This window comes from Geothrix sp. PMB-07 (genome assembly GCF_030758935.1).
GTDB lineage: Bacteria > Acidobacteriota > Holophagae > Holophagales > Holophagaceae > Geothrix.
Window position 1 is genome coordinate 2,968,199 of record NZ_CP132333.1, and the last position, 23,743, is coordinate 2,991,941.

The 23,743-nt window shown below is 57.3% G+C and carries 20 protein-coding genes and 1 tRNA gene; 13 read left to right on the plus strand and 8 right to left on the minus strand.

Annotation, left to right across the window (positions count from 1 at the left end; genetic code table 11):
* Positions 1–148: 148 nt before the first annotated feature.
* From Q9293_RS13095 to Q9293_RS13110, 4 genes are all read left to right on the plus strand, one after another.
* The gene (locus Q9293_RS13095; protein WP_306247194.1) at positions 149–820 is read left to right on the plus strand and encodes a hypothetical protein; all 672 of its coding nucleotides are present in this window, start codon (positions 149–151) and stop codon (positions 818–820) included.
* Positions 821–977: 157 nt separating this feature from the next.
* Positions 978–1,991, plus strand: a complete 1,014-nt coding sequence (locus Q9293_RS13100) for a hypothetical protein (protein ID WP_306247196.1) — start codon at positions 978–980, stop codon at positions 1,989–1,991.
* 64 nt (positions 1,992–2,055) lie between these two features.
* Entirely contained in the window at positions 2,056–2,463 is a 408-nt protein-coding gene (locus tag Q9293_RS13105) for a hypothetical protein (RefSeq protein WP_306247198.1), read from the plus strand.
* 5 nt (positions 2,464–2,468) lie between these two features.
* Positions 2,469–3,554 (plus strand): hypothetical protein, encoded by a 1,086-nt coding sequence (locus tag Q9293_RS13110; RefSeq protein WP_306247200.1) that lies wholly within the window; start codon positions 2,469–2,471, stop codon positions 3,552–3,554.
* Positions 3,555–3,813: 259 nt separating this feature from the next.
* Here the strand turns inward: Q9293_RS13110 and Q9293_RS13115 are convergent, their stop codons facing one another.
* The 3 genes from Q9293_RS13115 to Q9293_RS13125 are packed head-to-tail and all read right to left on the minus strand — an operon-like array spanning position 3,814 to position 7,453.
* A complete protein-coding gene (locus Q9293_RS13115) occupies positions 3,814–5,703 on the minus strand; it encodes a type IV secretory system conjugative DNA transfer family protein (RefSeq protein WP_306247202.1) in 1,890 nt (629 codons plus the stop codon).
* A gap of 15 nt (positions 5,704–5,718) precedes the next feature.
* Positions 5,719–7,017 (minus strand): hypothetical protein, encoded by a 1,299-nt coding sequence (locus tag Q9293_RS13120; protein WP_306247204.1) that lies wholly within the window; start codon positions 7,015–7,017, stop codon positions 5,719–5,721.
* Positions 6,995–7,453, minus strand: a complete 459-nt coding sequence (locus Q9293_RS13125; protein ID WP_306247207.1) for a hypothetical protein — start codon at positions 7,451–7,453, stop codon at positions 6,995–6,997. The genes Q9293_RS13120 and Q9293_RS13125 overlap by 23 nt, the downstream gene beginning before the upstream one ends.
* 328 nt (positions 7,454–7,781) lie before the next feature.
* On the opposite strand from Q9293_RS13125, the gene Q9293_RS13130 reads away from it, so the two are divergent.
* The 4 genes from Q9293_RS13130 (at position 7,782) to Q9293_RS13145 (ending at position 10,196) form a co-directional block, all read left to right on the plus strand.
* Complete coding sequence (locus tag Q9293_RS13130; protein ID WP_306247208.1) at positions 7,782–8,144, plus strand: hypothetical protein; 363 nt, start codon at positions 7,782–7,784, stop codon at positions 8,142–8,144.
* Positions 8,145–8,263: 119 nt separating this feature from the next.
* On the plus strand, positions 8,264–8,803 hold the full coding sequence (locus tag Q9293_RS13135; protein WP_306247210.1) for a hypothetical protein: 540 nt from the start codon (positions 8,264–8,266) through the stop codon (positions 8,801–8,803).
* Positions 8,800–9,369, plus strand: a complete 570-nt coding sequence (locus Q9293_RS13140; RefSeq protein ID WP_306247212.1) for a hypothetical protein — start codon at positions 8,800–8,802, stop codon at positions 9,367–9,369. Before Q9293_RS13135 ends, Q9293_RS13140 begins: the two co-directional genes overlap by 4 nt.
* A gap of 440 nt (positions 9,370–9,809) precedes the next feature.
* Entirely contained in the window at positions 9,810–10,196 is a 387-nt protein-coding gene (locus Q9293_RS13145) for a hypothetical protein (RefSeq protein ID WP_306247215.1), read from the plus strand.
* A 1,016-nt stretch (positions 10,197–11,212) separates the two neighbouring features.
* On the opposite strand, the gene tnpA is transcribed toward Q9293_RS13145, so the two are convergent.
* Positions 11,213–11,644 carry an IS200/IS605 family transposase gene (gene tnpA, locus Q9293_RS13150; protein ID WP_306246724.1) on the minus strand — a complete coding sequence of 144 codons (432 nt, stop codon included), beginning with the start codon at positions 11,642–11,644 and terminating at the stop codon, positions 11,213–11,215.
* Positions 11,645–11,853: 209 nt separating this feature from the next.
* Between tnpA and Q9293_RS13155 the strand changes: the two genes are divergently transcribed.
* On the plus strand, positions 11,854–17,310 hold the full coding sequence (locus Q9293_RS13155) for an RHS repeat-associated core domain-containing protein (protein ID WP_306247217.1): 5,457 nt from the start codon (positions 11,854–11,856) through the stop codon (positions 17,308–17,310).
* A gap of 72 nt (positions 17,311–17,382) precedes the next feature.
* Positions 17,383–17,868, plus strand: a complete 486-nt coding sequence (locus Q9293_RS13160) for a hypothetical protein (protein WP_306247219.1) — start codon at positions 17,383–17,385, stop codon at positions 17,866–17,868.
* A 663-nt stretch (positions 17,869–18,531) separates the two neighbouring features.
* Here the strand turns inward: Q9293_RS13160 and Q9293_RS13165 are convergent.
* From Q9293_RS13165 to Q9293_RS13175, 3 genes are all read right to left on the minus strand, one after another.
* On the minus strand, positions 18,532–18,732 hold the full coding sequence (locus Q9293_RS13165; protein ID WP_306247221.1) for a hypothetical protein: 201 nt from the start codon (positions 18,730–18,732) through the stop codon (positions 18,532–18,534).
* 106 nt (positions 18,733–18,838) lie between these two features.
* Complete coding sequence (locus Q9293_RS13170) at positions 18,839–19,138, minus strand: hypothetical protein (RefSeq protein ID WP_306247223.1); 300 nt, start codon at positions 19,136–19,138, stop codon at positions 18,839–18,841.
* Between the two features lie 14 nt (positions 19,139–19,152).
* Positions 19,153–20,424, minus strand: a complete 1,272-nt coding sequence (locus tag Q9293_RS13175) for a DnaA N-terminal domain-containing protein (RefSeq protein ID WP_306247225.1) — start codon at positions 20,422–20,424, stop codon at positions 19,153–19,155.
* A gap of 521 nt (positions 20,425–20,945) precedes the next feature.
* On the opposite strand from Q9293_RS13175, the gene Q9293_RS18690 reads away from it, so the two are divergent.
* From Q9293_RS18690 to Q9293_RS13185, 3 genes are all read left to right on the plus strand, one after another.
* Complete coding sequence (locus tag Q9293_RS18690) at positions 20,946–21,644, plus strand: helix-turn-helix domain-containing protein (protein ID WP_372342159.1); 699 nt, start codon at positions 20,946–20,948, stop codon at positions 21,642–21,644.
* A complete protein-coding gene (locus tag Q9293_RS13180) occupies positions 21,641–22,771 on the plus strand; it encodes a tyrosine-type recombinase/integrase (protein ID WP_306247228.1) in 1,131 nt (376 codons plus the stop codon). Before Q9293_RS18690 ends, Q9293_RS13180 begins: the two co-directional genes overlap by 4 nt.
* Positions 22,772–22,787: 16 nt before the next feature.
* Positions 22,788–22,864, plus strand: a tRNA-Arg gene (locus Q9293_RS13185).
* A 490-nt stretch (positions 22,865–23,354) separates the two neighbouring features.
* Here the strand turns inward: Q9293_RS13185 and Q9293_RS13190 are convergent.
* Complete coding sequence (locus Q9293_RS13190; protein ID WP_306247230.1) at positions 23,355–23,741, minus strand: response regulator; 387 nt, start codon at positions 23,739–23,741, stop codon at positions 23,355–23,357.
* Positions 23,742–23,743: the final 2 nt, after the last annotated feature.

The following is a 23,743-nucleotide window of genomic DNA, read 5'->3' on the forward strand; positions in this document are numbered from 1 at the left end:
CCGAGGAGTTGCTCCACATCGTGGATGAGGAGGTCCTCCGTCGTCGTAGCCTAGCCATCCAGGGGAAGGTCCACGCGTCGCGGGCGACACGAACCGCGGTGCTCACGGAGGCTCTTGAAGCCAAGTTCCGACTGAAATTGAGGGCACTATGAGCAGCCAACTCAACACTCCCGAACTGGCAGAACTGCTCCAACAGGCCAAGGCTGGCCTGTCCACTCAAAAGGGCCAGGTTGTCATCCAGCAAATTCACCTCCACCAAAACCCTACCGAGCCACAGGGGCTCATGAAGGCAACCTTCCGCGGAACGATGCGCTGGGTCTTTCGGCCCATAGGGGAGGTCGCGAAGTGGCTCTTTACTCCAATTTGGTGGCCGCTTGGGATGCTGGTTCGTGATGTTGTGGCGACGCCCAAGCGCGTTTGGAAAGCTTTCGCGGAGCCCTGGCAACAGGAAGTGCTCGCACTGAAGGAGGACCACGTGGCCTGGGCGCAAGCGTCGCCAGAGGCCCGACGCGCCATGGAGCTGCAGGCAAAGGGTTGGCTCGGAATCAGTTTTCCGTTTATCGTCTGGATTTTTGCCATTGAGGGAAATTGGAAGTGGATCCCCATCCTGCTGTTTCTCGGCCTGACGGCCGCCCGGCGGGGATGGTGTCCAGTTCGCTGTTACCTGGGCCTTCCCCAGGGGGGGTGGCCTGAAATGATCGGCTACTGGAAGGAGTCCCTTCCTGTTGTTATGCGGGGTGGCGTAATTCCACACCAGGCCAAATCGGCAGCCCAGGCACTGGCAGCGCCGGTGTCCGATGAGCCCCCCGACTTGGGGTAGGCCCGAAGCCGGGATGACGCTCCTTCCCCAGGGCAAAGTAGCGCAGCTGAAGAACGCCCCCCCCAGGGGAGGCTTCCGGTCTTGATTACTTGATTTTTGACCGCATAAATTCGAGTATTTTGCTATCCTTGCCCAGTTTTAACAACATGGAGATTTTATGTATCAGTGCATTACCTCAAGGGGGGTCATACCGTCCCTGCGGTTTGTATCCCTGATTGCGTTTCTCTGCGCGGCAGCTCCCCTCGCCTTCGCCCAAACGCCGCCCGCGAAGGACCAAAAGCCCCAGAAAGACGTCCAGAAGAAGGACGGAGAGGGGACCAAGACTGAGAAGACGCAGGAGGAGAATGACAAGAGTGCCATGCAGGATGCCCTCAACGCGCTCGACCTTCCTGGGGTCAGCGTCTACCTTGTGTCCGGTACGACCAATGTGGGGCGTAATCCTGCTGCCCAGAACAACTCCCCACGAACGGACGGAATCTTGGCTGAGTTCGGTTCATGGAAGCCGAGCCCCAAGTTTATGGGCTACTGGCTAGTGACCGGCCGCGTGAACTTCTATTCTTCTGACCCAACGGTGGTCTCAAGTACCAAGGATTCCGCCGCGGCACCAGGCACGCCGTACGTGAACACCCTTCTAGCCATCAACAAGAGCATCGAGGCCGAGTACCGGGGCATGAAGTTCACCAACAGCGCGAAGGACCAGGGCGTTGGCCTCATCCTGGCAGTAGGCCGCAGCGAATACGAGCAATCCACCGAGACCATCGTGGAACAAAGCGGCTCCAAAACGATCACGCCTGGCCCCACCGAGAACAGCCAGTACACGAGTTGGCGTCTCGCTGGGCGCTATGAATGGCTCCCACGACCGCGCACGGCTGTCGGAGGACTCGACATTGGGGGCTCCTTCTTTGAGGCGGGTTTCCTGAGGGATCCGTTCTACAAGATGAACCTCGACGGCATGGGGGTATCCAAGCAGGATCGGTTCTATCTCATGGGACGACTGCAAGTGCCGTTTGGGCAATCCAGCCACGGGTTCTTGGAAGGAAAGTTCATCACTGGGTATGGCCAGCGGGACACCTGGGGCTGGGCCTTCGGCGTGAAGGTGCCCTTGGGCGCCCTCATCTCGCTGGCAGGCGCACCGCCCACTGCAGCCCAGGCCGCGCCTCATGCCCAATAGGACCCTCAAGAGAATGAGGTTCACTTTGTCCCCAATCCTCCACATTTATAGATAGGGAGAGAGCGTGAAAACCACTTCCAAGATCGCAATCGCCCTGGTGGCGGCTGGACCTCTATTGTCCTATGAGGGGCCCGAACATCGGTGGCTATCGCAGACCGCGTTCACCCTCGCATTAAAAATTGCTCGCCAGGAAATTAAAACCAAGAAACTCCGAGATGGCCGGTCTCTACCTGACACATTTGGCCTCCTTGAAGACTCCAACCCATCGGCAAAAAAAAGCTTTGGGAGGATTACTGTACTTGTCGATGATGTGCTCTATCCGAACCAGATGTTTGGGAGGCAAGGAAAAAACGGCCCTACCCTGAAAGTCTTGATGACCTTCATCAAGACGTATTCAGTCGGGAAGTCCCAAGTGATGGCAAGGCCAGGGCGGCACACGTCAACGATGCCCACTTCCAAGATGGAGCTTTAAGGGAGATGGCCAATTGGGATAGCCAGGCAAGGAGTCAGGCGCGTCAGGGCAATCTATTCGGCGCTCTTGTCTGCTCTGCGATATCCGCACATTACCTTCAAGATGTATTAGCGGCGGGTCACATGGCCACCGCGAGAAAGGGCCTTCACGATGCGTTCGCACTTGCAATTCACGATGAAGCCAATTCGTTTGGCGCGAGGTTCGTGTTAGAAAGTTCCTTCTGGACTACCGACAGGGATAACATCCTACGCGAGATGAACGGCATCGATGGAATTACCCCAAACTCACTTGAGTTACTTAGAAAAAGCTATAACGTTCGTCTTCACGGGGATAGCTTCTTGGATAGGAATGCTGAAGCAAAGGCCTTGATTCTTCTGATTCAGACGAACGCCATTCTAAATGTATTTAGAACTTACTACTCGCTTGATGAACCCACCGCAATCCTACAGAAATACACCTGGGAGTCATCCCGCTTATGCAAGGGGGTATTCACTGGGCCTAATGCGGGCATTGATGGCATTGGGAGGTATGTGATCCCAGTTTCTTTAACCAAAGAACCCGCTCCAGTTGCCGGGATTTCTTTTCTCTCAGAAAGTAGTACTGCCGCGTCCTATCCAACTCGCCTTGGTATAGGTGGAGAGTTTGGGGTTTCTGGATTCCCTGCGGGTGGAAATTTCGCTCGGGACTGTCAAGATGGGTCAGTCATTAAGTGGTGGGAAAATATAGAATTAGCTTTAGGTGCGCGATGGACCCAAAATCACAATGATGGCTCATTAAAATATTCTGCCCGTTTCATCAAAGCCTTTCCATTCACTGAGTCGTCGATTTCGGCGTATTTCTTTCGGGATCGCCATGACTTTCGAGGTGGAAGTATTAAGGATCAGGAGTGGCGAAGCGAGTGGGGCCTTCGAGGGGATCTTGGGTTTAGCGTTGCAACAGGGTTTGTAGAGGTTGGGCGAGGACATGGATTCAACGCAACTGGGAGTTTCGTGGCTCAGTGGGAGGTCAACACCGGAATCACTTTTATCTTCCCAATGAGTAGAATCCCGAGGATCGGAGGTTGGTTTACCCGCAATCCACCGAAAGAATAATTCACAAAAGAATGGCAGGTTCTCCCTTGAACTAAACCGCTAGGCAGGGGGCATAAGCGCATCTGGCAACTTGGGAAGACGAGAGGTTAAAGCTGTGATGGTGAGGCTCGCCACTTGTGTTACCAACTGAGTTTAATCAAACCACAAAGCAATAGACCTAAATAGCAATATTTATTTATTTGCAATCGAATATGTTAATCACCCCAAAGAAGAAGCCCCCTTTCGGGGGCTTCTTCTTTGGGGTGCTCCCTCCCTATATCTAGTCGATCTCCCACCCAGCGGTATGTTCCAGCTGCGCAGCGGCAGCCAGCGCGGCCTTGATCTCATCCTCATGGATGACCTTGGTTGTGGACTGGTTGACCAATTCAGGCGTGGGGTAAAACGCATTCTCAGTACTGGAGATGGCTGTGGCTTCCTGAACCTCCGCCTCAATGTCCTCAGCCTTCGGGCGCTTCGCGAAGCCGGCACCAACCATCTGGCCGAGAATTCGGGCTCCAGACTTGGTGGCGCCAACAGCGGAGACCACAGCCCACCAGCGCTCATATTGATTGGCGCGACGCGCCAAATCGTCCTTGGTCAAGAGGTCGGCCAGGTGGTGCCCAGCCCTCCCGTCAGGCCCCTTCTCCTGCACCAGGCGCTGTCCAAGAACCCTACGGAGGCGCTCTTGGTCGTTTGTGGACAAGCCATTGAGCAACCAGATTCGAGATGCGAAGCCGCTAATCAAGGCCTCGGCTTCGTCTCCATACTCGCGACGGACGCCGTCCTCGTGCTGCACGCCGAAAACCACCCCGATGCCCTTCGAGCGAGCAGTTTCTAGCACGACATTGATGTTTTCGATGCGTCCTACAGCCAAGGCCTCATCGAAAAGCAGAGTCATCGGCCGAATTCGATTCGATGTCGTGATGTCGCGGATAATGAACCGCCAAAACATGGTGAGTGGCACGCGCCGAGACATATCGAACTCGGCGGACAGGACATAGCCTCCACGCTCCATCATGTCGGCAATGGAGAATTCGTGATGTGAGGTGACGGTTCGCCCCCAACCAGAACCGAAAGCCGCCAGCGCAGAAAAAATCGTAGTTCCGAGGTACTCCTTGACGTTCTTCCCTTCAAGGGCAGCCAGAAGACCGGTGGGCACGCCTGACTTATCCAGTACGGAAGCCACGCCAGCCTGAACCAGATTGTCGTACACGTCCCCCAGTGTCGTGTACCCACCGTGAGCGAGAATCCAACCTAAGATCGGCCTGGCGAGCTGCGATACCCAGTCGTCGGCGCCCCGGCTGGGCACGAGGGTCGCAGCCAAAAAGTGGATCGCATTCATGTTTCCCTTGCACTCCTCCAGGGGATTCCACCCCATGGAGGGGAGTCCATCGTCTGCCGCGGCACCCCATCGGATTGGCTCCGTACCAGTGCGTTCTCTCAGGATTTCGTAGCCGGGCATCTCAGCCTTGAAGTCCTGGTAGATGAAAGGAACACGACTGCTAGAGATGATGGGATTGAAGATCCCGAATCCCTTGGCGGCACCCGACTGACCCACGAGGAAGACGTGGCGCACAGCCGTATTCGCAGGAAGGGCCACCAACGTGCGGCCCGCTCCACGTTTCCACTCCTCGGATTGCCCGCGGTAATGCACCCAGATGGGCAGCACCCAGCGGTGGTCGTTGGCGAATTTGACCTCGCCCCATGCAGCCCAATGAGCTTTCCCGCGGGATGTTTCAATGATCTTTTCCCGCGAAAGTCGCTTGGCGGCCTCCACGACTCCGAGCAAACCAACTGCCGCCATGGGGAGGGTCACGCTTGCCACCCAACCTGGACTTAAGGTGCCAATGTATACGAACCATTCTGGGCGGAGATCCGCCATTCCGCTCGCGAAACCCGGTAGAAGGGCCGAGGCGCCGAACGCCGCCGATGCCGCGGCCAAAGGCCCCACGTACGGCCCGTTCAGCGCCTTGTAGGTGCGAGGCGCTTCCCACGCGAGCTTTTGCCCGCGGCGCGTCATCCGGTAGATGGACGCACCGATCAGGGCCGCACCACCAACGAGGGAGACGACAGCCCAGGGCAGCACTTCAGGGTGCTTGAGGTAGAGCAGTGAGGCATACCAGGATGTAAATTTGGAACTAATCTGGATGTAGCCGTTAGGGTCATGCATGGGTTCTCCTCTGATTTAGCGGTCGATTTCGATGTCCTTGGTTTTCGGATTTTCCCGGGGCATTTCAGGGGTGGCGGCTGCCGCGGCCTTCAGCACATTTCCTTCCGCCATGGACTGGAATATGGTTCGAGCAGTCTTTGTGATTGCTTGAACCACTTCCTCAGCACCCCGAGGTGATGCCGCCTCCACCGCGCGCAAAAGACTTCTACCCAGGGACGCCTCAATCGGTTTTGAGGCGATACCACTGAGCAACTGACCATCCTTCCCGCGCCCAAGAAAATCCATCGTGACGTTCTTCACGGCCCCAAAAGTGGAAGTGGCCAGTTCTGCCGCGGCGCGTTCGACCTGGCGTTGGTGCGCCTCAGCCTCGCGCCCGGCGCGTGTTTTTCGATGGTCCTTCTCAGCACCCTTTTCGATAGCCGACGCCTCGGCTCCGGCAGTTCGAGCGGCGCTCCGCGCCTGTCGATTCGCGGAAGTGATTGACCGGCCTTGGCGAAACTTCTCGTCCTTCGACCGGAGATAATTTTCGCGACGTCCGATTCGGTCGTGAGAACCCGACCTGCGGTTCTCGGCCTTTTTCAGCTCCGAGGCATGGTGGGCGGTTCCAACCATTTCTCTGCTTGAATACCGCGCGTCGATGGCCGCGATTTCGAGCTTATGCCGCTTTTCGATGAGCGAACGCTCCCTTGCGTCGAACGACGCGCGAATTGCTTCTCGCTCCTCGCCCGTCTTTCCCTTCAGGGCGTGGAACCGATCCTTACCAAGTTTGCGTAGCTCGGCGCGGACTTGATCGCCCTCCTTCTTCAGTCGTTGATATTCGCGGTGCTCGGACCAATTCCGGATTTTTTTCTTCTCCGTCGCCTCCCACTCTATGTCCCAGGCGCGCTGGATGGTGCCGCTTTCACCGTAGAGGAACGTCTTCGGCAGCTCCTTGCCGCTGATGTGGTAGTGCCACTTGGGTGGCACTTCGCTGTCCCAATGGATAGCCACCATGGGGCGCTCTGATTTATTCAGCGCGCCGATTCGCTCAGACAAAAACCGCCCGTGTTCACGAGCGGCCTTCTCATGGTCACCCCCGTAGCGTGCGACAAGGGCCTCGCACTCTTCTTCCGATGGACAGGCGAGGCCATCCCAGTAAGTGGCATCCTCGCCACCAATATTGGCGATCATCTCGGTTGCGGTAATGTCGCGGCCGAATCCATCCATGAGAACGATCCGTTCGCGCGATTCTCGGTCATCGGCTAGGTATTTGGCCCAATCACCAGCCGCAGGCCTCTTGCCGCCTCTGTGCTCAGGCTTCGGGCAAACGGCCATGCTGAGCCTCCTGTAACAGTCGGGTGATCTCGGCCTCAATGTCTGGCCGAGATTTCAGAGTGTTCACCATGGCCCTAAGCAGGAGCGCGGCGGTTCCGGCGTGCGACCGAGCTTCACCCGCGACCCCCTTCAGGACACTCTCCACGCCACGAACAACCTCAATGGAGTTATTCACTCGGCTCTTAGTGGCGGCCAGATCGGCAGAGAGTTCCGTGGCTCGGTCCAAGATCAATTGCGTTTTTTCGACAAGGTAATCGATCTTCGTGCCCATCAATTCTTGGACCTGACGCTCGTACGTCAGCTCCACCGCCCGGCGAATTGCATCTGATTTGGTTGTGCCAAAAGTTGCGGCAAGGTGGGCGAGCCGCTCTAGGTCGGCCTGTCCAAAAATCAGGTTGAATTGTCCGGGTCTTGCCCGTGGCTTCTTGGGTTCCATGGAGATCCTCCTGATTTTCTATCGACATTACTAGTTTAGGACTTTATATATATACATATATCTATGAAACAAAGCTCAAGTTTTCCGGTCTTTTTTAGGCGAAGCCTACAGTTATGCCTATGGCACCATCTGGCCCCACAAAAGTGGGGTCTCCCTTCCCTTAAGCATGAAAGGCCCCATCGAATAGAAACCATCTCATCTGGAGGGGCAAACAATCAGAACGAGGCCTAGTGGAGCAGCTAGTGATCGAGTGTTTTACATTTAAGGCCTTTGTCGATTTATCCGATAAATATTTCATCGCGGCGACCCGTGACCAACAAGGAGCCCCATGGCCACCACCGAAATCTTCAAGGCAAAGCCCATCCCCCAGGCCCGAGAACAGAGGAAGTTTTCCATCACCGAAAGCCACAACTTCTGGCTGGTATCGCGGGCGAAGGAAAAGGAGATCACCACCAGCGAGGCCTTGGAACAGCTCATTGATTTTGGGTCTGCTGCTGAACAGGGAATCCTCTTTGCCCCAAGCAAGGCCGAAGTCCTGGCACTTACTGAGTGGGCCTCGTCACTCGGCCAATCCCCTGAGGTCCTGTTTACAGAGGCTTTGAAAACGCACAAGGCTTACCTCGACAAGGCCAGCAAGAAGGCCAGCAAGAAGTTCGAGAAGGGCAAGCAGGATGCCGAGGCCAGCCTCTAATGGCCTCCAGCTCCGGTCCGATGGCCTGGCTGTCAGGAAAGGGCAGCCGGGCCAAGGCCTTCTTGAATTGGCTGCCGGAGAGACTCTCTCCCTCTGCCCAGGATGAACTGCTCCGGCGCATGCGGTGGGGCCTCTACTTGACAAGCGGCTTTGCCGCTGCCGCGTGGGGTGTTGTCGGGCTCACGACCCCCGGCGCACGAGCCAAGGCCCTGCGAATCACCTACGAGCGCCAATACGTGATGGCAGATCTCGGCGCAGAGTACTACCTCCGAGGGGCAAAGCAGGTGGCCAATCAGTCCAACATGGTGGCTAGGGCGGAAGGCATTTCGCCCGGGGAACGGTCGGCACGCTTGAACGATTATCAACGCGTTGCCCTGAATCTTGGCGGGCACTACGTCGGCTGGCAGCGGATGGTGTCCAGGCTGGATACGGCTCGACTATCCATCCCCGTCAGGATCTGGCCAAAGACCGAAGTCATCGACGCATCGACAGGACTCAGGGTATGGACTGGTGCCTCCGAGCAGCAACTCGTGGAGCACGATCTCAAGTGGTTGCGAGCCGATCCGCGGAACCAACAACTAATAAAGGTGGCCACACACTGGGCTGCGCCGGGTGCCCCACTCATGCCCAGCCCAGACCTAGGGATGGAGTTCGAATGAAGCCACTCACGCGCTTCAAAATCCAATTTACCGCTCTAGGTGTTCTGACGTTGGGATCGCTCGCCATCCTCGGCTGGGGAGTCTCGCGCGTCATGAGGACGGAACCTGTAGCCCAGGAATGGGCTGGGGAACTGCTGGACCGGATGGCTGCCAGCTATGCCATTGCTCGGCGCAATCTGGCCAACGAACAGATTCAGCAATTGTCGATTGTTGCCGCCGTCACCCAGGAGGCCGGAGGTGACGACCTGGATACCCGGATGGCCAATCTCCAGAAATTCTTTGGGCTAGTCCAGGCCCAGCGCCGAGTCGCCGAGGAAGCCAACCGTCTCCCAGCAAAGTGGTCCCCGGTAACTTGGTGGACCAACCCCCTCACCGGTAAGCGAACGGCCCTAAATGCCACAACGGATGGGCGTCTTGACCCGGTTGCCGTTGCTTTCGTGAAGGCCTCGATTGACCTCGATGTGGTAGCTGCTTTGGCGCGGGAGCGGGCCGCCCAGGATGCGCCACTCAGCCCTCGGGAGCGTGTCGACCGCGATCTGGCGGCCTTACACGGAAGGCCTCAATGATATCGACCGATTTCATATTTCAGGTCGGCTTGCCCGTCGGTGTACCACCAATCGACACGAGAGCGTTAAGGATTCTCATGCGTCGGAGGGCCTGGATGTGTCTTCGTCCCCACACACCAAGTGGGTGGAAGGCGCTGGACGAGGCACACCTAGCGGACTACTTCGCAAAGCCCTATTGGACGACCATCGGTCACGAAGACCCTTGGCTCGCAGATCTGGCCAGCGAAATCTTTATGGTATGCCGTGTCGCTACTGGGCACTTCTGGAAGCCATCCCCTTTCCTCCTGGCGAAAAACCGTTGGTTCCTGCTGACTGTTCTACGCGCTGGAGAGAGGCAGTGATCCGTCGAATCCTGACCTATGTCCTAGCTGGCCTGGCCCTTTGGGGCGCCAAAGCCCTCATCCGCAATTACACGAAATCGACCCGACAGGAGTCCTACCATGGCCCAACCCATCCCACCCCACGTGACTAGGCGCCACATCAAATGGCATCGTTTTCGGCTCTATCTTATCGCAGGGCTCACCGCTGCCATGTTCCTTGGCTCATGGATCGTAGTGGCCCGCCGCCAGGCCAAGGCACAATCTGAGGCGGAGCGCGCTGAGGCAGTGCGCCAGGCCGAGGCAGTGACCAAGCTAAGCGGCGAAGCATACACGATGAAGGCCGAGGGAGACGAGTTTGCACACCGAATCGCACCATTCGCCCTGGCCTCCCAAGAGGTCCGTCGGCTGGAGGCGATGCACCCGGTGAACCACAAGGCCCTTGCCGCGGCGAAGGCCCACCAATACGAAGTCATGCAGGGGGTCTTTAAGTCACCACAGGGGAAGTGACGGCCTTCCGCTTATCCACAGCCCGCTTCTTGGCGGGCATTTTTTTGCCGAGAGACGTCCTCCATGCCATGGCCGTAGCCTTGAGGCCTGCCTGCTCGGCGGCCTCGGCATAGGCGAGGATCGCGGCCCGCACCTTTGATTCAGGTCGGCCACGCTCGACTGCTGTGCGGGCAACGGCGTGAAGCTCCTCAAGACGATTCATGCCCCCATGGTGGGGGCATGAGAGGCTGCCTTCAAGTCCTCGGCGTCTTCGCGCCTGCGGGGATTTACCGCCTCCCGCCAGAGATCATAGGAGGCAAACATCAAGACCAAGGGATAGCGCTCCGGCCGCTGCTGCAACCCGAATCGTGGCGATGCGGTTCACCTGACGCCCGATGGTCGCGGATACCCTACCCAGAAAGAGAATACTGGATGGGGAGTGCCCTCTGACTCAACCCACACAACTACCCCGCATTCCAATTCTCTCCTTTTTCCCTGATTCGATATATCGAACGGGGCAAAGCCCTCAATACCGGGCGGGCCTTAATCCTTCCTTTGGTAAACCGCACGCAGCGAAACCATCAATTGCCTCATTGGACCTAACGACATGTGCCAACTGGGGAAGACCTAACGATTGGAAATGGGCATTGCAGGCACTGGCTTTTGGTTGTGGGCCCTCTCCGTTTCTAATTCTTGATCGCATGATGGATTATTGAGGTTGTGTCTCTATATTGGTTTGGAGCCTACCGTTTAGCGGTGCTTTCGACACCGTTCGGAGGTTCTGGTTCCAATCGAGGCTAGGCTGACTCATAGTCTCACTTGTTTGTTTTGCTGACTGGGCCATCAGTAATTCCGGCTCAGTATAGTGCCCACCCCCCCCCGCATTCCAAATCCCAGGATTATTCAGGCGACTGATCACACTTGCTGGTAACGATCCCCCGGCAAAGCCGGGGGCCTTATTATGTGAGCCGCTCAAAGCGGCTAAACGGGGTCGCTAACGCGGCCCCGAAGGTTGGAGCCACCTACTCGGTGGCCTCCTAGCGCCAAAGCTCCAGCTTCTCCAATCGTTCTTCCTCGCGTTCCTGGTTCTGGATGTACTGCCGTATCTGATGCTCGTCCTTCCCTACCGTCGACACCAGAAATCCTCTCGCCCAGAAATGCTGACCCGTGAAGTTCCTCTTCGTTTCTCCATATACACGGGCCAGATAAATCGCGCTCTTACCCTTCATAAACCCCACTACCTGCGATACGGCATACTTCGGCGGAATCGCCAACAACATATGTACGTGATCTGCCAGCAAGTGCCCTTCCAGCACTTTGCTTTCTTTCTGCCCAGCCAGCTGCCTGAACACTTCACCCAATCGCTCTCTCACCCTCCCATACATCACCTTCCTTCTTCGTTTTGGCACGAACACTACGTGATACTTACATTCCCACCTTGTGTGACTTAAACTTTCAAACAAGTCCATCTCAGTTCTCCTCAAGTGTGCTTGGCGGCTCACCTGATCAGTTCAGCGATGGACTCCCGTAGCTGTCAAACTCCGACTGTCGCCCCCGCATAGCGGGGGGCCTACCTTATGTTTTGGTTAACCGAGCAAGTTGTGAGCCCTTCCTACGCGCCTTACGGCGACTAGAGAACAACGGTCTGACAAGAACTCGGGACCTTAGAGGAGTCGACATGAGCATTGGCCGTATCCTTCGATTCGCGTTGGGCGCGATTTTGGCAGTATGTAGCCTGCGGGCCCAAATCACCGCCAATGCCCGCATGCCGCCCGTGGTAGACATGACCCGAAATGGTTGGGATGTCTCCCTCCAGAACGGGAACCTGACTTTCGCCATCCCCTTGACCGTGGTGCCTGGCGAGGTGCCGGTACCTGTGGCCTTTGGAATGAATGGGACCTTTCTCTCGCAGGTTGTGGCAGGTCCATGGCGATATATCTACCGGCCAGATGGAACCATTGTCAGAAGAATCAGCACGTCTGATGAGTTACTCCGTCCGGTCGTTGGCGCCATTCATTTCGGTTACATATCCAGTCCAACCACGGTGGGCGCCACCGCAGGCAACGAGGAAGACGGCCCATTTCTGGGACATGAGATTGAAGGCATCACAGTTCTCGAAGACGGCTCTCAAATCCCAGATCGCGACTGGACGCCTTTCTCCACCCATTCAGAACTGGGTACGACCTTGAACCTTCCACAGGCCTATGGATTTAGGGCCGTAAGCACCTCCACCGCCTTGGTGGACCCAACAGCGCGCTACCTATCCTACTCCACCACGGTCGATGGTCTTGGAGCGACCTATCAATCGATTGTTCAAGGGCTCTCGATCTCAGGGTTTGGAGATCCCAACCCAGCTTACAAAGTGGTCATGGATAAGAATCGGGCGAGGGTTTATGCCTTCGCCACCGCCCTTGCCACATGGGTTCCTGTGCTATGGGCGGACCGTTTTGGCCACTATGTGACCTTCTCTTGGGGTCGCACCACCTCTGGCTTTCCGGCTGGGAGTCCCAGCACTCTGACTGCGATCTCGAGTGTGACGGCGACCAATCAGCGCTCAAAGGGGGTAGTCCTTCGCTGGGCCGAGCATTCGTCAACGACATCCGTGGTGGATATTTTGCGGCTGGATTATCTGGGGCTGGATGCGCCGAGTCTGCTGGTTCGGGGCTACCCAGGACCGTCATCCGCAAGCCCAGCAAACGCCCTCTCGCAAATTGCTTCCCGAAGATTTTTGCTTGTTCCAAGTTTGGTTGGAGCTTTCTGCAGGCCGACGTCAATCCAGGTGGGTCCTACGGCCGTCGTCCCCCAACCGATTTGGACCAGCCCCAGTGGGCCAGGAAAGCAAGTTCCGCCCAATTCACCACAGGCGGATATACAGGCTCCCACCCAATCCTGGACCTTCAGCTATGACAGCGCCTCGGCGGAATTGGCTTCCTGCACCGACCCCATGAGCGTGACCACCCAGTTCACCTATGCGAACTATGCCCCCAGCACCAGGGGAGTCACCCAGGTTGATTCTGTCGACGGGAACCAAATCGCGCGCTCAATGCGTTGGACGAGAACCTTCGGAAACCCTTCCACCGTCAAGCTCGAGGGTTGGTGGGATCCCAGTCAGATGACGAACCCAGATCGCTACCACCTGTATACCTTCCCCACGAATAGCCTGAACAATGGCAATGGGGTTTATCAAACCGATGCTTTGATGGATACCACTGGGAAAACATGGAGCACCACCACCTACAGCTATTCCGCACAAGGTGCGGGCTTGAATGCCGGGCTGTCGGGTGTGGAGTCCATTGCAATCAGCAGGAATGGCGCTCCCACCCTTACCACCACCCTTGGCTATGCGAACAACAGCTCAAAATTGCAAATCACTTCGCAGGCAGTGACTGCGACAGATGTCAGCGGGAAGGCTTACAAGGTTTCGGAGACCGTGAATACCTACGGAACACGTTGGGACATGCTGGAGGGGAGGCAACTGACCCAATCCGTAACCGGACGCTACAAACCCGATGGGGTGACGGCTCTGCCAACGGTCACCCAGAAGCAAGTGTGGGATACTCCGACTTCGGGCCCGGCCTTGCTCCAATTGCAAAAGAGCTACCTCGACGCGGGGGCCACGGGTCGGCACGGCTCCACCTATGCCTACGACACCCAGGGGCGCCCCTCCAGTGTCGATGTCTACCACCTTGAAGGCACCACCGAGGTTGTCAGTCCGAACACCCAAACCATGGCCTATGATGCCGTGAGTGGCGCGCAGGCTTCTGTGACGACCACCGACAACACTGTTTCCCCCGGGACCTCCATCAGCCAATCGATGGGCGGGTTCGATAGCTGGGGCCGGGCCACCACCCAGACCGATGCGGCCGGAGTGACCACTACCTTCGCCTTTGATGACCGGGGACGGGTCACCTCGAAGGCGCGTCCAGGATCGCCCACCATCAGCTACGCCTACCCCGATGAGCTGACCACGACGGTGACGGTCAATGGATTGGAAACCAAGTATGTCTACGACGGATTCCATCGGCTTCAGAAGCTGACCAAGCCCAATGGGAGCGGACGCAGCATTGTCCAAACCTCAACCTATGATGTCTACGGACGTCTGGTCAGCCTGCGTGAAACCACCTCGGCAGGTACAACTCGAAACGAAAGCTGGGCCTACGATGCTCTTGATCGGCCCACCAGCCATACCCCGGTGGCAGGAACCGCCATCGCCACCTCATACGACGTTTCAGGAATCAACTCCCAGGTGACCACCACCTTGTCGAACGGGTCGGCAACCACCGTCCTAACCGATCCCTTTGGCCAAACCGTCAAGGTCACCTCGCCCGATGGCACCCAGACCACCTCCACCTATGATCAGTTCGGAAACCGGACGAACCTTAGCGTGGTGCCTACGACGGGCGGCAGCCAGGTACGGAGCTGGGCCTTCGACGCCCTTGGGCGCCTGACTTCCAAGATCGAGCCCGAGACCAATACCCAGCTCTACCAAAATTTCAATGCACTGAATCAGCCCACCAGCATCACAGAAGCCTATGGCACCAGTGACGCTCGCAGTCGAATCCTGTCCTTTGATGGATTTGGCCGGGTCCTGACCATGGGGAACCTGGAAACAAGCCTGTCCAACACCTACATTGGTGTGAACTTGACCTCCAGCTCCCGCGGCATGCGGGGTGGTGCTACGGTTCAGCAAATTTTCACCTACGGGGGGGTGGGTGGCCGCCTGAGTTCGGAAAGCACCATTCAGCCGGGCCTCACCACCACCATTGGCTACGACTACGATGCCAGCACGGGCAGCCTAACGGCCTTAACCTATCCCAGCGGACGGGTAGTGGGCTATGGGTACGATGGCCTGGGCCGGGTGATCAGCATCTCAAACAACGGCACACCGTTGGTGAACAACATCAACTTCGATGAATGGGGAAATCGGTACCAGACCCAATTTGCTTCAGGGGCTCAGGACCAATGGGATGCCGATCTCACTGGGGCAAGGTTGAAGTCCTGGAATATCGGCTATGTCGGAGGCGGGCCCGATGGCCGCAGCTACGCCTACGACGACGCCACGAACATCCTGAAGACGGCTGGGGAATGGAGTCTGACCCACGACAACGCGGGCCGTGTGACCGAGGCCGATGGCTTCGGCATCAAGACTGCTCATACCTATGATGGCTACGGGAATGCCACCTCTCACCTCGCCACCTCCAATGGCGCGCCCGTTCCGCCGACCTTCAACAATTTCAACTTCAACCCCTTGGCCAATAATCAAATTCCAGGGATGGAAAGCAATGGGGCCCTGACAGGGTGGAACACCAACCTGCGAGGAGAAGCCACCCAAGTTGGCACGGCCACCTCAAGCGGCACCGCTCTGGGCCTTGGCTGGGATGGCTTGGGTTCGCTGTCCTCCGTGGTTTGGGGTGGAGGGAACCAGAGCTACCTGTACGCGCCTTCGGGCATGCGGGTGAGCCTTGCTGATTCGTTGAACAACGGGGACAATCGTAAATATGCATATACCCAGACAGGTTTACTTGTTGGTGAGTTGAAACCTGGTAATGGTTTGGGCGGAGGCGGGACTTCCGTGCAAGCCGACGGCGGAATCGCTGGTCCAACCGCCACGGCTCACAGTGGGAAGAAGGCAGTTCGGGTTTGGCATAAAACCGGAACGCTCTCCGCAATTGCTCGATCTGTTGGCAGCTTCGATGCTGGGGATACAGTTAGTGCAACGGTGTGGTTCAATGCGCGGCCAGGCGTTTCAGGAGTGATGTTCCTTGGTAATACGGGTGGAACAAATGCCTATGACAATTACGTGCAGCAAGCTGTTGTTGGCAACGGGAATTGGCAGTCCATCACACTGACCCACACACTTACTCGAGCAATGACGGCCTCAGATGGAATGGCGTTATTTATCTATGGAGATAATTTTTCGAGCACAACTGGCGAAGTGACCAATGCAGATAGCGTGATCTACGACGATGTCATGGTGGTGTCCACTCAGAGGGGGGTGATTCTTCAGGAAGGTTTTGAGAATGGTTTGGCCAACTGGTCAACCTCTGGTCAGCCAAATGATGTTCTCAACGCCTACACATCAGCCGGAGCCTGGCGTGAGGCCATCTACCTCGGCTCCCAAGCCATTGCTGAAATCGATGCCACTGGTGTGCACGAACTCCACAGTGACCATCTGGGTAGCCCACGATTGATCACGCGAGGAAACGGCACCTGGGATGCGGGACTCATCGGAACGGTGGAGGCCACGCAGGCCTATGGGCCCTACGGCGAGCTGCTTTCGCGCACGGGCAGCTACGTGCCCCTCACGGGCTACACCGGCCACATCCAAACCGATGCCTCAGGCCTCATCTACATGCGCGGACGCTACTACAGCCCCGCCTGGCACGCCTTCGTGAACAGCGACCAAGGCGTGGACCCTAGCACTTGGAATCAGAGGGCGTATTTGGGTGGGAGTCCGTTCATGGGGACGGATCCGAGTGGGGATTCTGGTTTTTTTTTAAGAATTTGGAATCAGCTATTTGGGCGCAGTGGGGGAGATGACATGCCAGGTACCATTGTCGAGGTGATCGACAAGATGCCCGGAGACACACCTACCGTTAATATCCCTCCTGCGGGTTGGTATCCGGACCCCGGAGCTTCCAATCCAAGCAGGGGAGGAGGGCAAGGTGGTCAGCAGCAATCTTCGAAACCGAATGACTGTCAACCAAGCGGCACTACAGACAATAGTCTGATCACCGGTTCTGGATTCTTCTACGGAGGTGCCGCTGAGTTGTCCATCGTTGCTCCAATAGGTGCAGGCTCCTTCAGTAACGGGATTGGCGCCGTGAGTGGGGAACGGCTTACTTTCAGTAGTTCAGGCAGCACTACAGCTGTAGATGCTCAAAGCCGTGGAGATTGGGGGTGGGGTGCAAATGCTGGGGTAGGCGGTGGGCTTTGGTTTACAAATGCTAAAGGTGCCAATCCGTTGAATGGTCCGAGTAGAACCACCGATGTTGCTATAGGTCCCCTCGGGTTCTCATTCTCCCGAAACACAGATGGTTCATGGGTATTTCAATACGGAATGGCGAACAGAGGAGTCGGTTTTGGTGTTCATCACTACACAACCACCACTTCAGTAACACGGCGGTGTAAATAGATCTCTTAATCAGCGCTCTACTTCAAGAGTTAAGTGAGATCCTTGTTCGATAGCAAGGTATTGGAGGCATGCTTGGAATACAAAGTGGTGTTCGATGTAGCGCAAGCAGGCTATCAACAATGGGGATATGCCCGCGCTGGGCTCCTCTCAACGCTGCTTGCTGTAGCAATACTAGTTGTTGCAATGATGCTTAAAAAAAAGCCTTTTAGACTGAATTGGTATGATTGGTTGCTGTTTGTTGTTATTGCATTCGGTATCTATTGGACATCTCTAGCATGGCGTGACACACACAGCGCTTACGCAACATTGCGGGAAGACCTGATCTCGGGAAGATGCCAGGTAGTGGAGGGCGTTGTTGAAGGCTTTCATCCCGTCACGCCAGGCGAGATTTACCACGAATACTTCTATGTCAATGGCGTGAAGTTCGACTACTCGGATTACATCGAAAGCCCTGGATTTCATCAGACCCAGAAGCAGGGTGGTCCGATTCGAACTGGTCTGAAGGTGAAGATTCACCATAAGGATGGTGTCATTGCGAGGCTCGAAATCAGGGAGTAGCGCCCGCTGTTCGTCGAAAATAAGCAATCGAAGAGCCCCTCCACGCGAGGGGCTTTTTCGTGGTCACGCCCGTGAGTGCGTTCCCCCACGAATGGTGAAGGCTTGTGCTTCGGCGAGTGGGGGTGAGGGGACCTTCATCGACGCGCCTCGTTGCGACTGGTTTGGCAGGAATATAGACCGAGATCGTGCCTGGCCTCCTTCGGTGGGGAGAATGCAACTAGCCCAAGAGACGCCGCCCCGACCACAACAGCAAGGCGAAGGGTTGCCTGTAGATCAAGCCCTAGCCGCCTTCCAAGGCTCTCGGTATGCCGTGGGAGATCGATGTCACAGGACATGTTCCAGCCGGGGGTCTGGAGGCGCACCCTCCCGGCCAACCAGGCAAAACGGGTAAGGGTAATCACCCCGACACTGGCCAGATAGTCGAGGGACTCGCCAGGGCTGGCTGGGGCTAAACGTAAGGCGCCAGCGACCACCTCTGTAGGGATGGCAACCATCACGACCTCACCCGCGGCGGGATGCGCTGGACGACGAGAATCTCGCCGGATGGAGTCTCTCCCTCTCGGCACAACGTATCCCAGCGGATCTGAATTTTTGAACCATCAGCGGCGACACCCCACGATGACGATGGGCGGCCTGCTTCATCCGGGTTTTTCATCCCCACCCCTACGACGCAAGATCGGGATAACCCGCGAGTTTCACCACCCAGGCCCATCGCCCGGTGACACGCGAGACCAGGTCTGGCCGCTCGGCCACAAGGCTCGCCATGTGGCTTCGCACGCGGGTCGGGGAGACATTGACCCCTTCGTCATCGAGCAATTCGGACAGGTCGAACGCAGTGAGCACCGCGACATCGAGGTTTCGCACCAGGAGGTACTCCTGACAAGCCCGAAGCGCGGTGCGGTGCGGTGGACTCTCTCACTGGTTTCCAGCGGCACAACGTTGTTTACAAGGAACATCCGGGCTCCTTAGGTTAGGCGACGAAGAGTGAGTGATGGCGGGTCTCCTGGACAACCCTGGCCGTAATCAACTCATCGGCACGCCGAACCCAATGAAGCGCAATTATTGTCATATCTGGTCGTAAAATTTTAGGTACGCGAACGATGCGAATGCCCGTCATGGTTAGCTCTTCGCGCAATTCGGCGGTTACTCTTTCGGCTTCGCCTGGAGTCATTCCTCGTGAGATACGGAAAACTGAAATCTCGATGTCACCACGATGCTTCTTCGAAGGCTTGTCTTTCCGCTCGATTCTTGATGGTTTAGATACGCGCATCTTCGTCTCCGTCCCTAAAGCGCTACGTTTCGCGATATTTCGTTTTCATCGATCTCAATGTCAATGCGCAGCCCAGGCACTCCTGCAGCCGCAATGGCCGCGTTCCACTCGTCTGTGAGGGAGCATTCAATCCAATTGCGGTGGTATCCGTTCACGGTGCCAACCACCAGGACGGGCGTATTGACACACTCCCGGAAGCCCAGTGGTTTGAGGGGGGCGATCCAGGTGTTGAAGCTGTCCTCGTACATGAGGTCGGTAAGGGCCTCTCGGACGCCTTCCCAGGCCCTCTGGGCCTCCCTGTCAGCCGTAGGAGTCACGGGGGGGCCAATGGACACCCGCGGGGTGAAAGGCACCACCTTGGGCTCCTGTGGTTGATCGGGTGCAAGCTTTGGCAACCTCGACAGCATTCCGACAACGGTTCCCACCTTGATTCGGTGAGCGAGCACCTGCTCTGGATACAGGAACCCTTCTTTGTCGTTCGCAACCACCCGGAGGAGGTCCTCGAATCGGTTTGCGACCCACCGCAGGGTCTCTCCCCGACCAGCCAGCTTGCCCTGAACAGCAGCCTCTGCCTTGGGACTAGGGCAATCGGCCGCACTCAGCAGCGCCAGAAGGGAAATCTGTTCCTCTGAAAACCCACCTTCCTTACCCACCTGGGTAGGTGGGGTGGGTACGTACGATTGGGTTTGAGTACTGAAATAAGGGTGGTGGGCCTCAGGCTCGTTTTCGTCCGCAGAACAAGCCTGAGGCTCGTTTTCTTGCGCACTAAAACGGGTCTTGGGCTCGTTTTCACTCCGTGGCAAACGGGCGTCAGGCTTGTTTTCTCGCTCACCAAAACATGCCTCGGGCCTGTTTTGCATGATCGGCGGCAGGGGGGTCAGAGCACGCGCCTCCACCTCGCCCTGCAACCGACGCCCCTTCTTTCCACGGGTGACCAAGGACAGGCCCTCCGCGAGGGGGAGCGGCAAAGGCAGCATGCCTGGTGCCACCTCGTATTCGTCGGCTAACTCCCTGACCTTCGTTCGCACCGCCTTCCGAATCGCGTCTGCCTCTTGTCCGGCCGCTTCGGCCATCTGTGAGATCCCCAAACGGAAGGTCGTCTCTGCGCCCTTCGCCTTCCGGGCGAGCCCCGCCGATACGCCCAGCGCAAGGGCGGGGCTATCCAGCCGCTGCATCCACGCGACAACTTCGGCGATAGCCCACACCGCCCCGGCCTCGAAAATGTCCCACTTGGTATTGCCCTCGCCGCTGTCGGCCTCGGCGTCTATACTCTTCTGGTGGCCCATGGCCATGTCCTCGGGTTCGCAACGGTTTCGCGGGGGCGCCCAATTCGCTGCAAACGGGTTGGGCACACAGTTCAAAATCACAGCCCTGGCAAACGCCGGGGCTGTTCGCTAGGCCGAAAGGACCAACTTTTTGGGGCGTCCCCGTTGGCGATGCAAGCTCTCTCCAGGCTGCGGCGCCAGTGGAAGCGGCGATTCGACCGCAGGAAACCTAATCTGCGACTTCAGCCATGTGACCACGACGCCCAGGTCGTAGAGTCGCCAGGCTCGGCCTGGCACCTCGATGTACGGGCATCGCTTCACGATCTCGGCGAAAGTCGCGTGGCCAACCCCTCCGGGGTATTCAGTCTGAATGGCAACGAAGAGCTGGGCACGGGTCAAGCCAATCATGATCCCTCCATGCCTAAATATAACCCAAAAGAACAACAAGATGAGTGATTATTGTCACTCATGCCTTTTAAACACCTAAATAGAGCTTTTGCACGGATTGGGCTTTATACCAGCTTACAAGGTTATAATTAGGCATGCGAACTGCTGCCGCACGAGAACCAGGTCTCCCCACCCGCATCCAGATCCTCGTGGATTTAGCTGGTGGTTTCGCCCGCCTAGCGTCCCTGTCTGGGCTCAGCCACAAGGCCCTCTCCGACTGGGCCAGGAGCATTCGAGAACCTCATCCCGCCCAAGTAGTGCGGCTGGCAGAAGGTTGTGGCGTTGACCCCACCTGGCTCAGAACAGGAGACGGGGACGCGCCGAAACGCGTTGGCCCGGTGGTCCAGGTGTCATCACCAGCAGGGCCTCCACGCGCCTCCGAATTGGCCGAAGCAATTGACCTAGCGGTAGAAGATGTCCCACCTACTGCGGTAGTTCTCACCGCCCTGGGGGCCGGCACAGTGCTCTCTGTCGACCCCGACTGGGCCAATTCGATTGGCCTCGGCGGAGGTGGAATTTCTTGGGTCTGCACCGATCGAACGGCTTCGCCAATTGTTCAAGTCGGGCAGCCCGTTCTTGCGGCGCCTGTTTACGAGCCCGAAACAGCGTTGGCATTGAATCCTGATTCAGTCTGGGTTGTGAGTAGTGCGGGCAGAATTCTCCTGCGTCGAATCCAGGCGACAGATTCAGGAGTCGTTCTCTCCACGATTGGTGCTGAACCACGCAACGAAATCACAACTCCAGATGCATTCCGTATCCTCGGGCGGGCCGAGTGGTCAGGGGTTCGTCTGTGAGTGGGTATGTAGATGGGCTAAGGCTCCACAAGAACAAAGATGGCGAGATTTGGTACTACAAGTTCGAATTCAAAAGCGAGACGTATCACGGCTCAACGAGGTGCACTTCATGGCGCGACGCGAAGGCGTTTCTTGAGGCACTGAAAACCGACCTTCGCGACAAGGCAAAACGTGGTGCACTTTCACCCCTTTCCCTACCCTCTCTCGATCAGATCCATGACGACTGGCTTGAGTCCGTAAAGCCAATCTTTTCTGAGAGACATCTAAAGAGCTTCGACTCGTGGTGGCGGCTTCACATCCAGCCCCAACTAGGAAAACTTCCTCTAAACAAACTCACCACAGATGTCGTGGAAAAAGTGAGGGCGAAATACATCACAGACGGGGGCTCGAAGGGCGGCTCCAACAGCCTGCTCAAGGTGCTCAAGACCATCGTACGCCACGCCATCAAGCGGCGAATAATCGTGGCCCTGCCCTACGAAGTCGAAGCGCTTCAGGTTCAGCGCAATCCCCGACCAGTTTTGCCCGCGGAAATCATTGGCAAATTTCTGTCCGAAATCGACCGCTCCAGGAACCCGAATGTCTGCGGAATCATTCGGCTGATGGTCGGCCTTGGCCTTCGCGAAAGCGAGGCCCTGGCGGCGCGCTGGGAGCACCTGGATTTACGCGCGCAGACCTACCGTCCAGCGAAGACCAAATCAGGCAAGTCGCCCGTGCTCCCTGTTCCCGATTGGTTGGCGGCATATTTGAAGCCACTGAAGGCCAAGAAGATCGAGGGCTGGATGTTCCCCTCGGAGGACGGAGAACCCCACAGGTTCGGCTATACGCGGAAGGCCATCGATAGAGCTGGCCGGAAGGTCGGAATCGCGGACCTGAGCCCCCATCGTTTGAGGGCTACGTTTGCGACACTTCACGTAGAAGCGGGCACCGCACTTCCCAAGGTTCAGCGAATGCTCGGCCACTCCGACATCAAAACCACCATGATCTACGTGGAAGACAGCTTGGTGGGCCTGCGCGAGGCCGCTGCCGCGGTGGCGAAAAGCATGGGCTTCGAGGTAGACTCGAAGAGCAGGGCAGTCAGGAAAGGGAAACCGAAACCTGGCAAAAGTCCTGGCAAAGACAAGAAGTGAACACCTAAGTCCAATAGTACCCGTAGCTCAGTTGGATAGAGCGTTGGCCTCCGAAGCCAAAGGTCGCTGGTTCGATTCCAGTCGGGTGCACCAACCACGAACATCGGAGCCGGAATCTAAAAACCGGCCCCGATGTTCGTTATTGCCCGGAATCGAACCAGCCCCCGCAACGCATGCGTTGCGGGGATCTAAGGACGAGTGGGATCGCGAAGGCCCTCCGGGGGAGGGCCGGGAGCGAGACCGGGGACGGCAAAGCCGGACCAGTTCGATTCATCCTGAGTTTCGTCCAATTCAATCGAAAATGACCTTCACCACCAAGACACCAAGGCACCAAGAACCGCATGAATAGCGGCTCTGGTTTTTCTTGGTGTCTTGGCGCCTTGGTGGTGTTCCTTATCTTTTGAATTCAAATCCTCACCACCACCACCACCACCAACAACAACAACCACCCACCCGCCCCCGCAACGCATGCGTTGCGGGGATCTCAGAACGAAATAGGACCGGGCACGGCTCGACCGCGCCTGGTCCCAATCCGCCCGTGCATCTCTGCGCGATACCACGTCGTTTCAGGCTGTCGCCCTCGTCAGGCCCCCACCTCTTCCGCGCTCCGCTCCAGCACCTCCTGAATCGCCTGATTCAGCTGCTCAGGGGTGATGGGTTTATGCAGGACGGCTCGCGCCCCCAGCCTCAAGAGGTTGGCCTCCATGTCCTCATCGGTGAAGGCGGTGAGCACCACCACGGGCAGGTCAGGAGCCGCCTTATGCGCCATGCGGGCCACGGTGGCGCCGTTGCAGCCTGTCATGGCGTAGTCGGTCAGGACGAGATCGGGCGCTGTGTCCCGGAGGCGGTCAGGGATTTCCATGGCCGAAAGCGGCATCCAATCCTCTACCTCGTAGCCGCCCTTCTCAAGGCAGCGGCGGAGGTAGAGGCGCATCATCTGGCTGTCATCAATGATCAAGACTTTCGTCATAC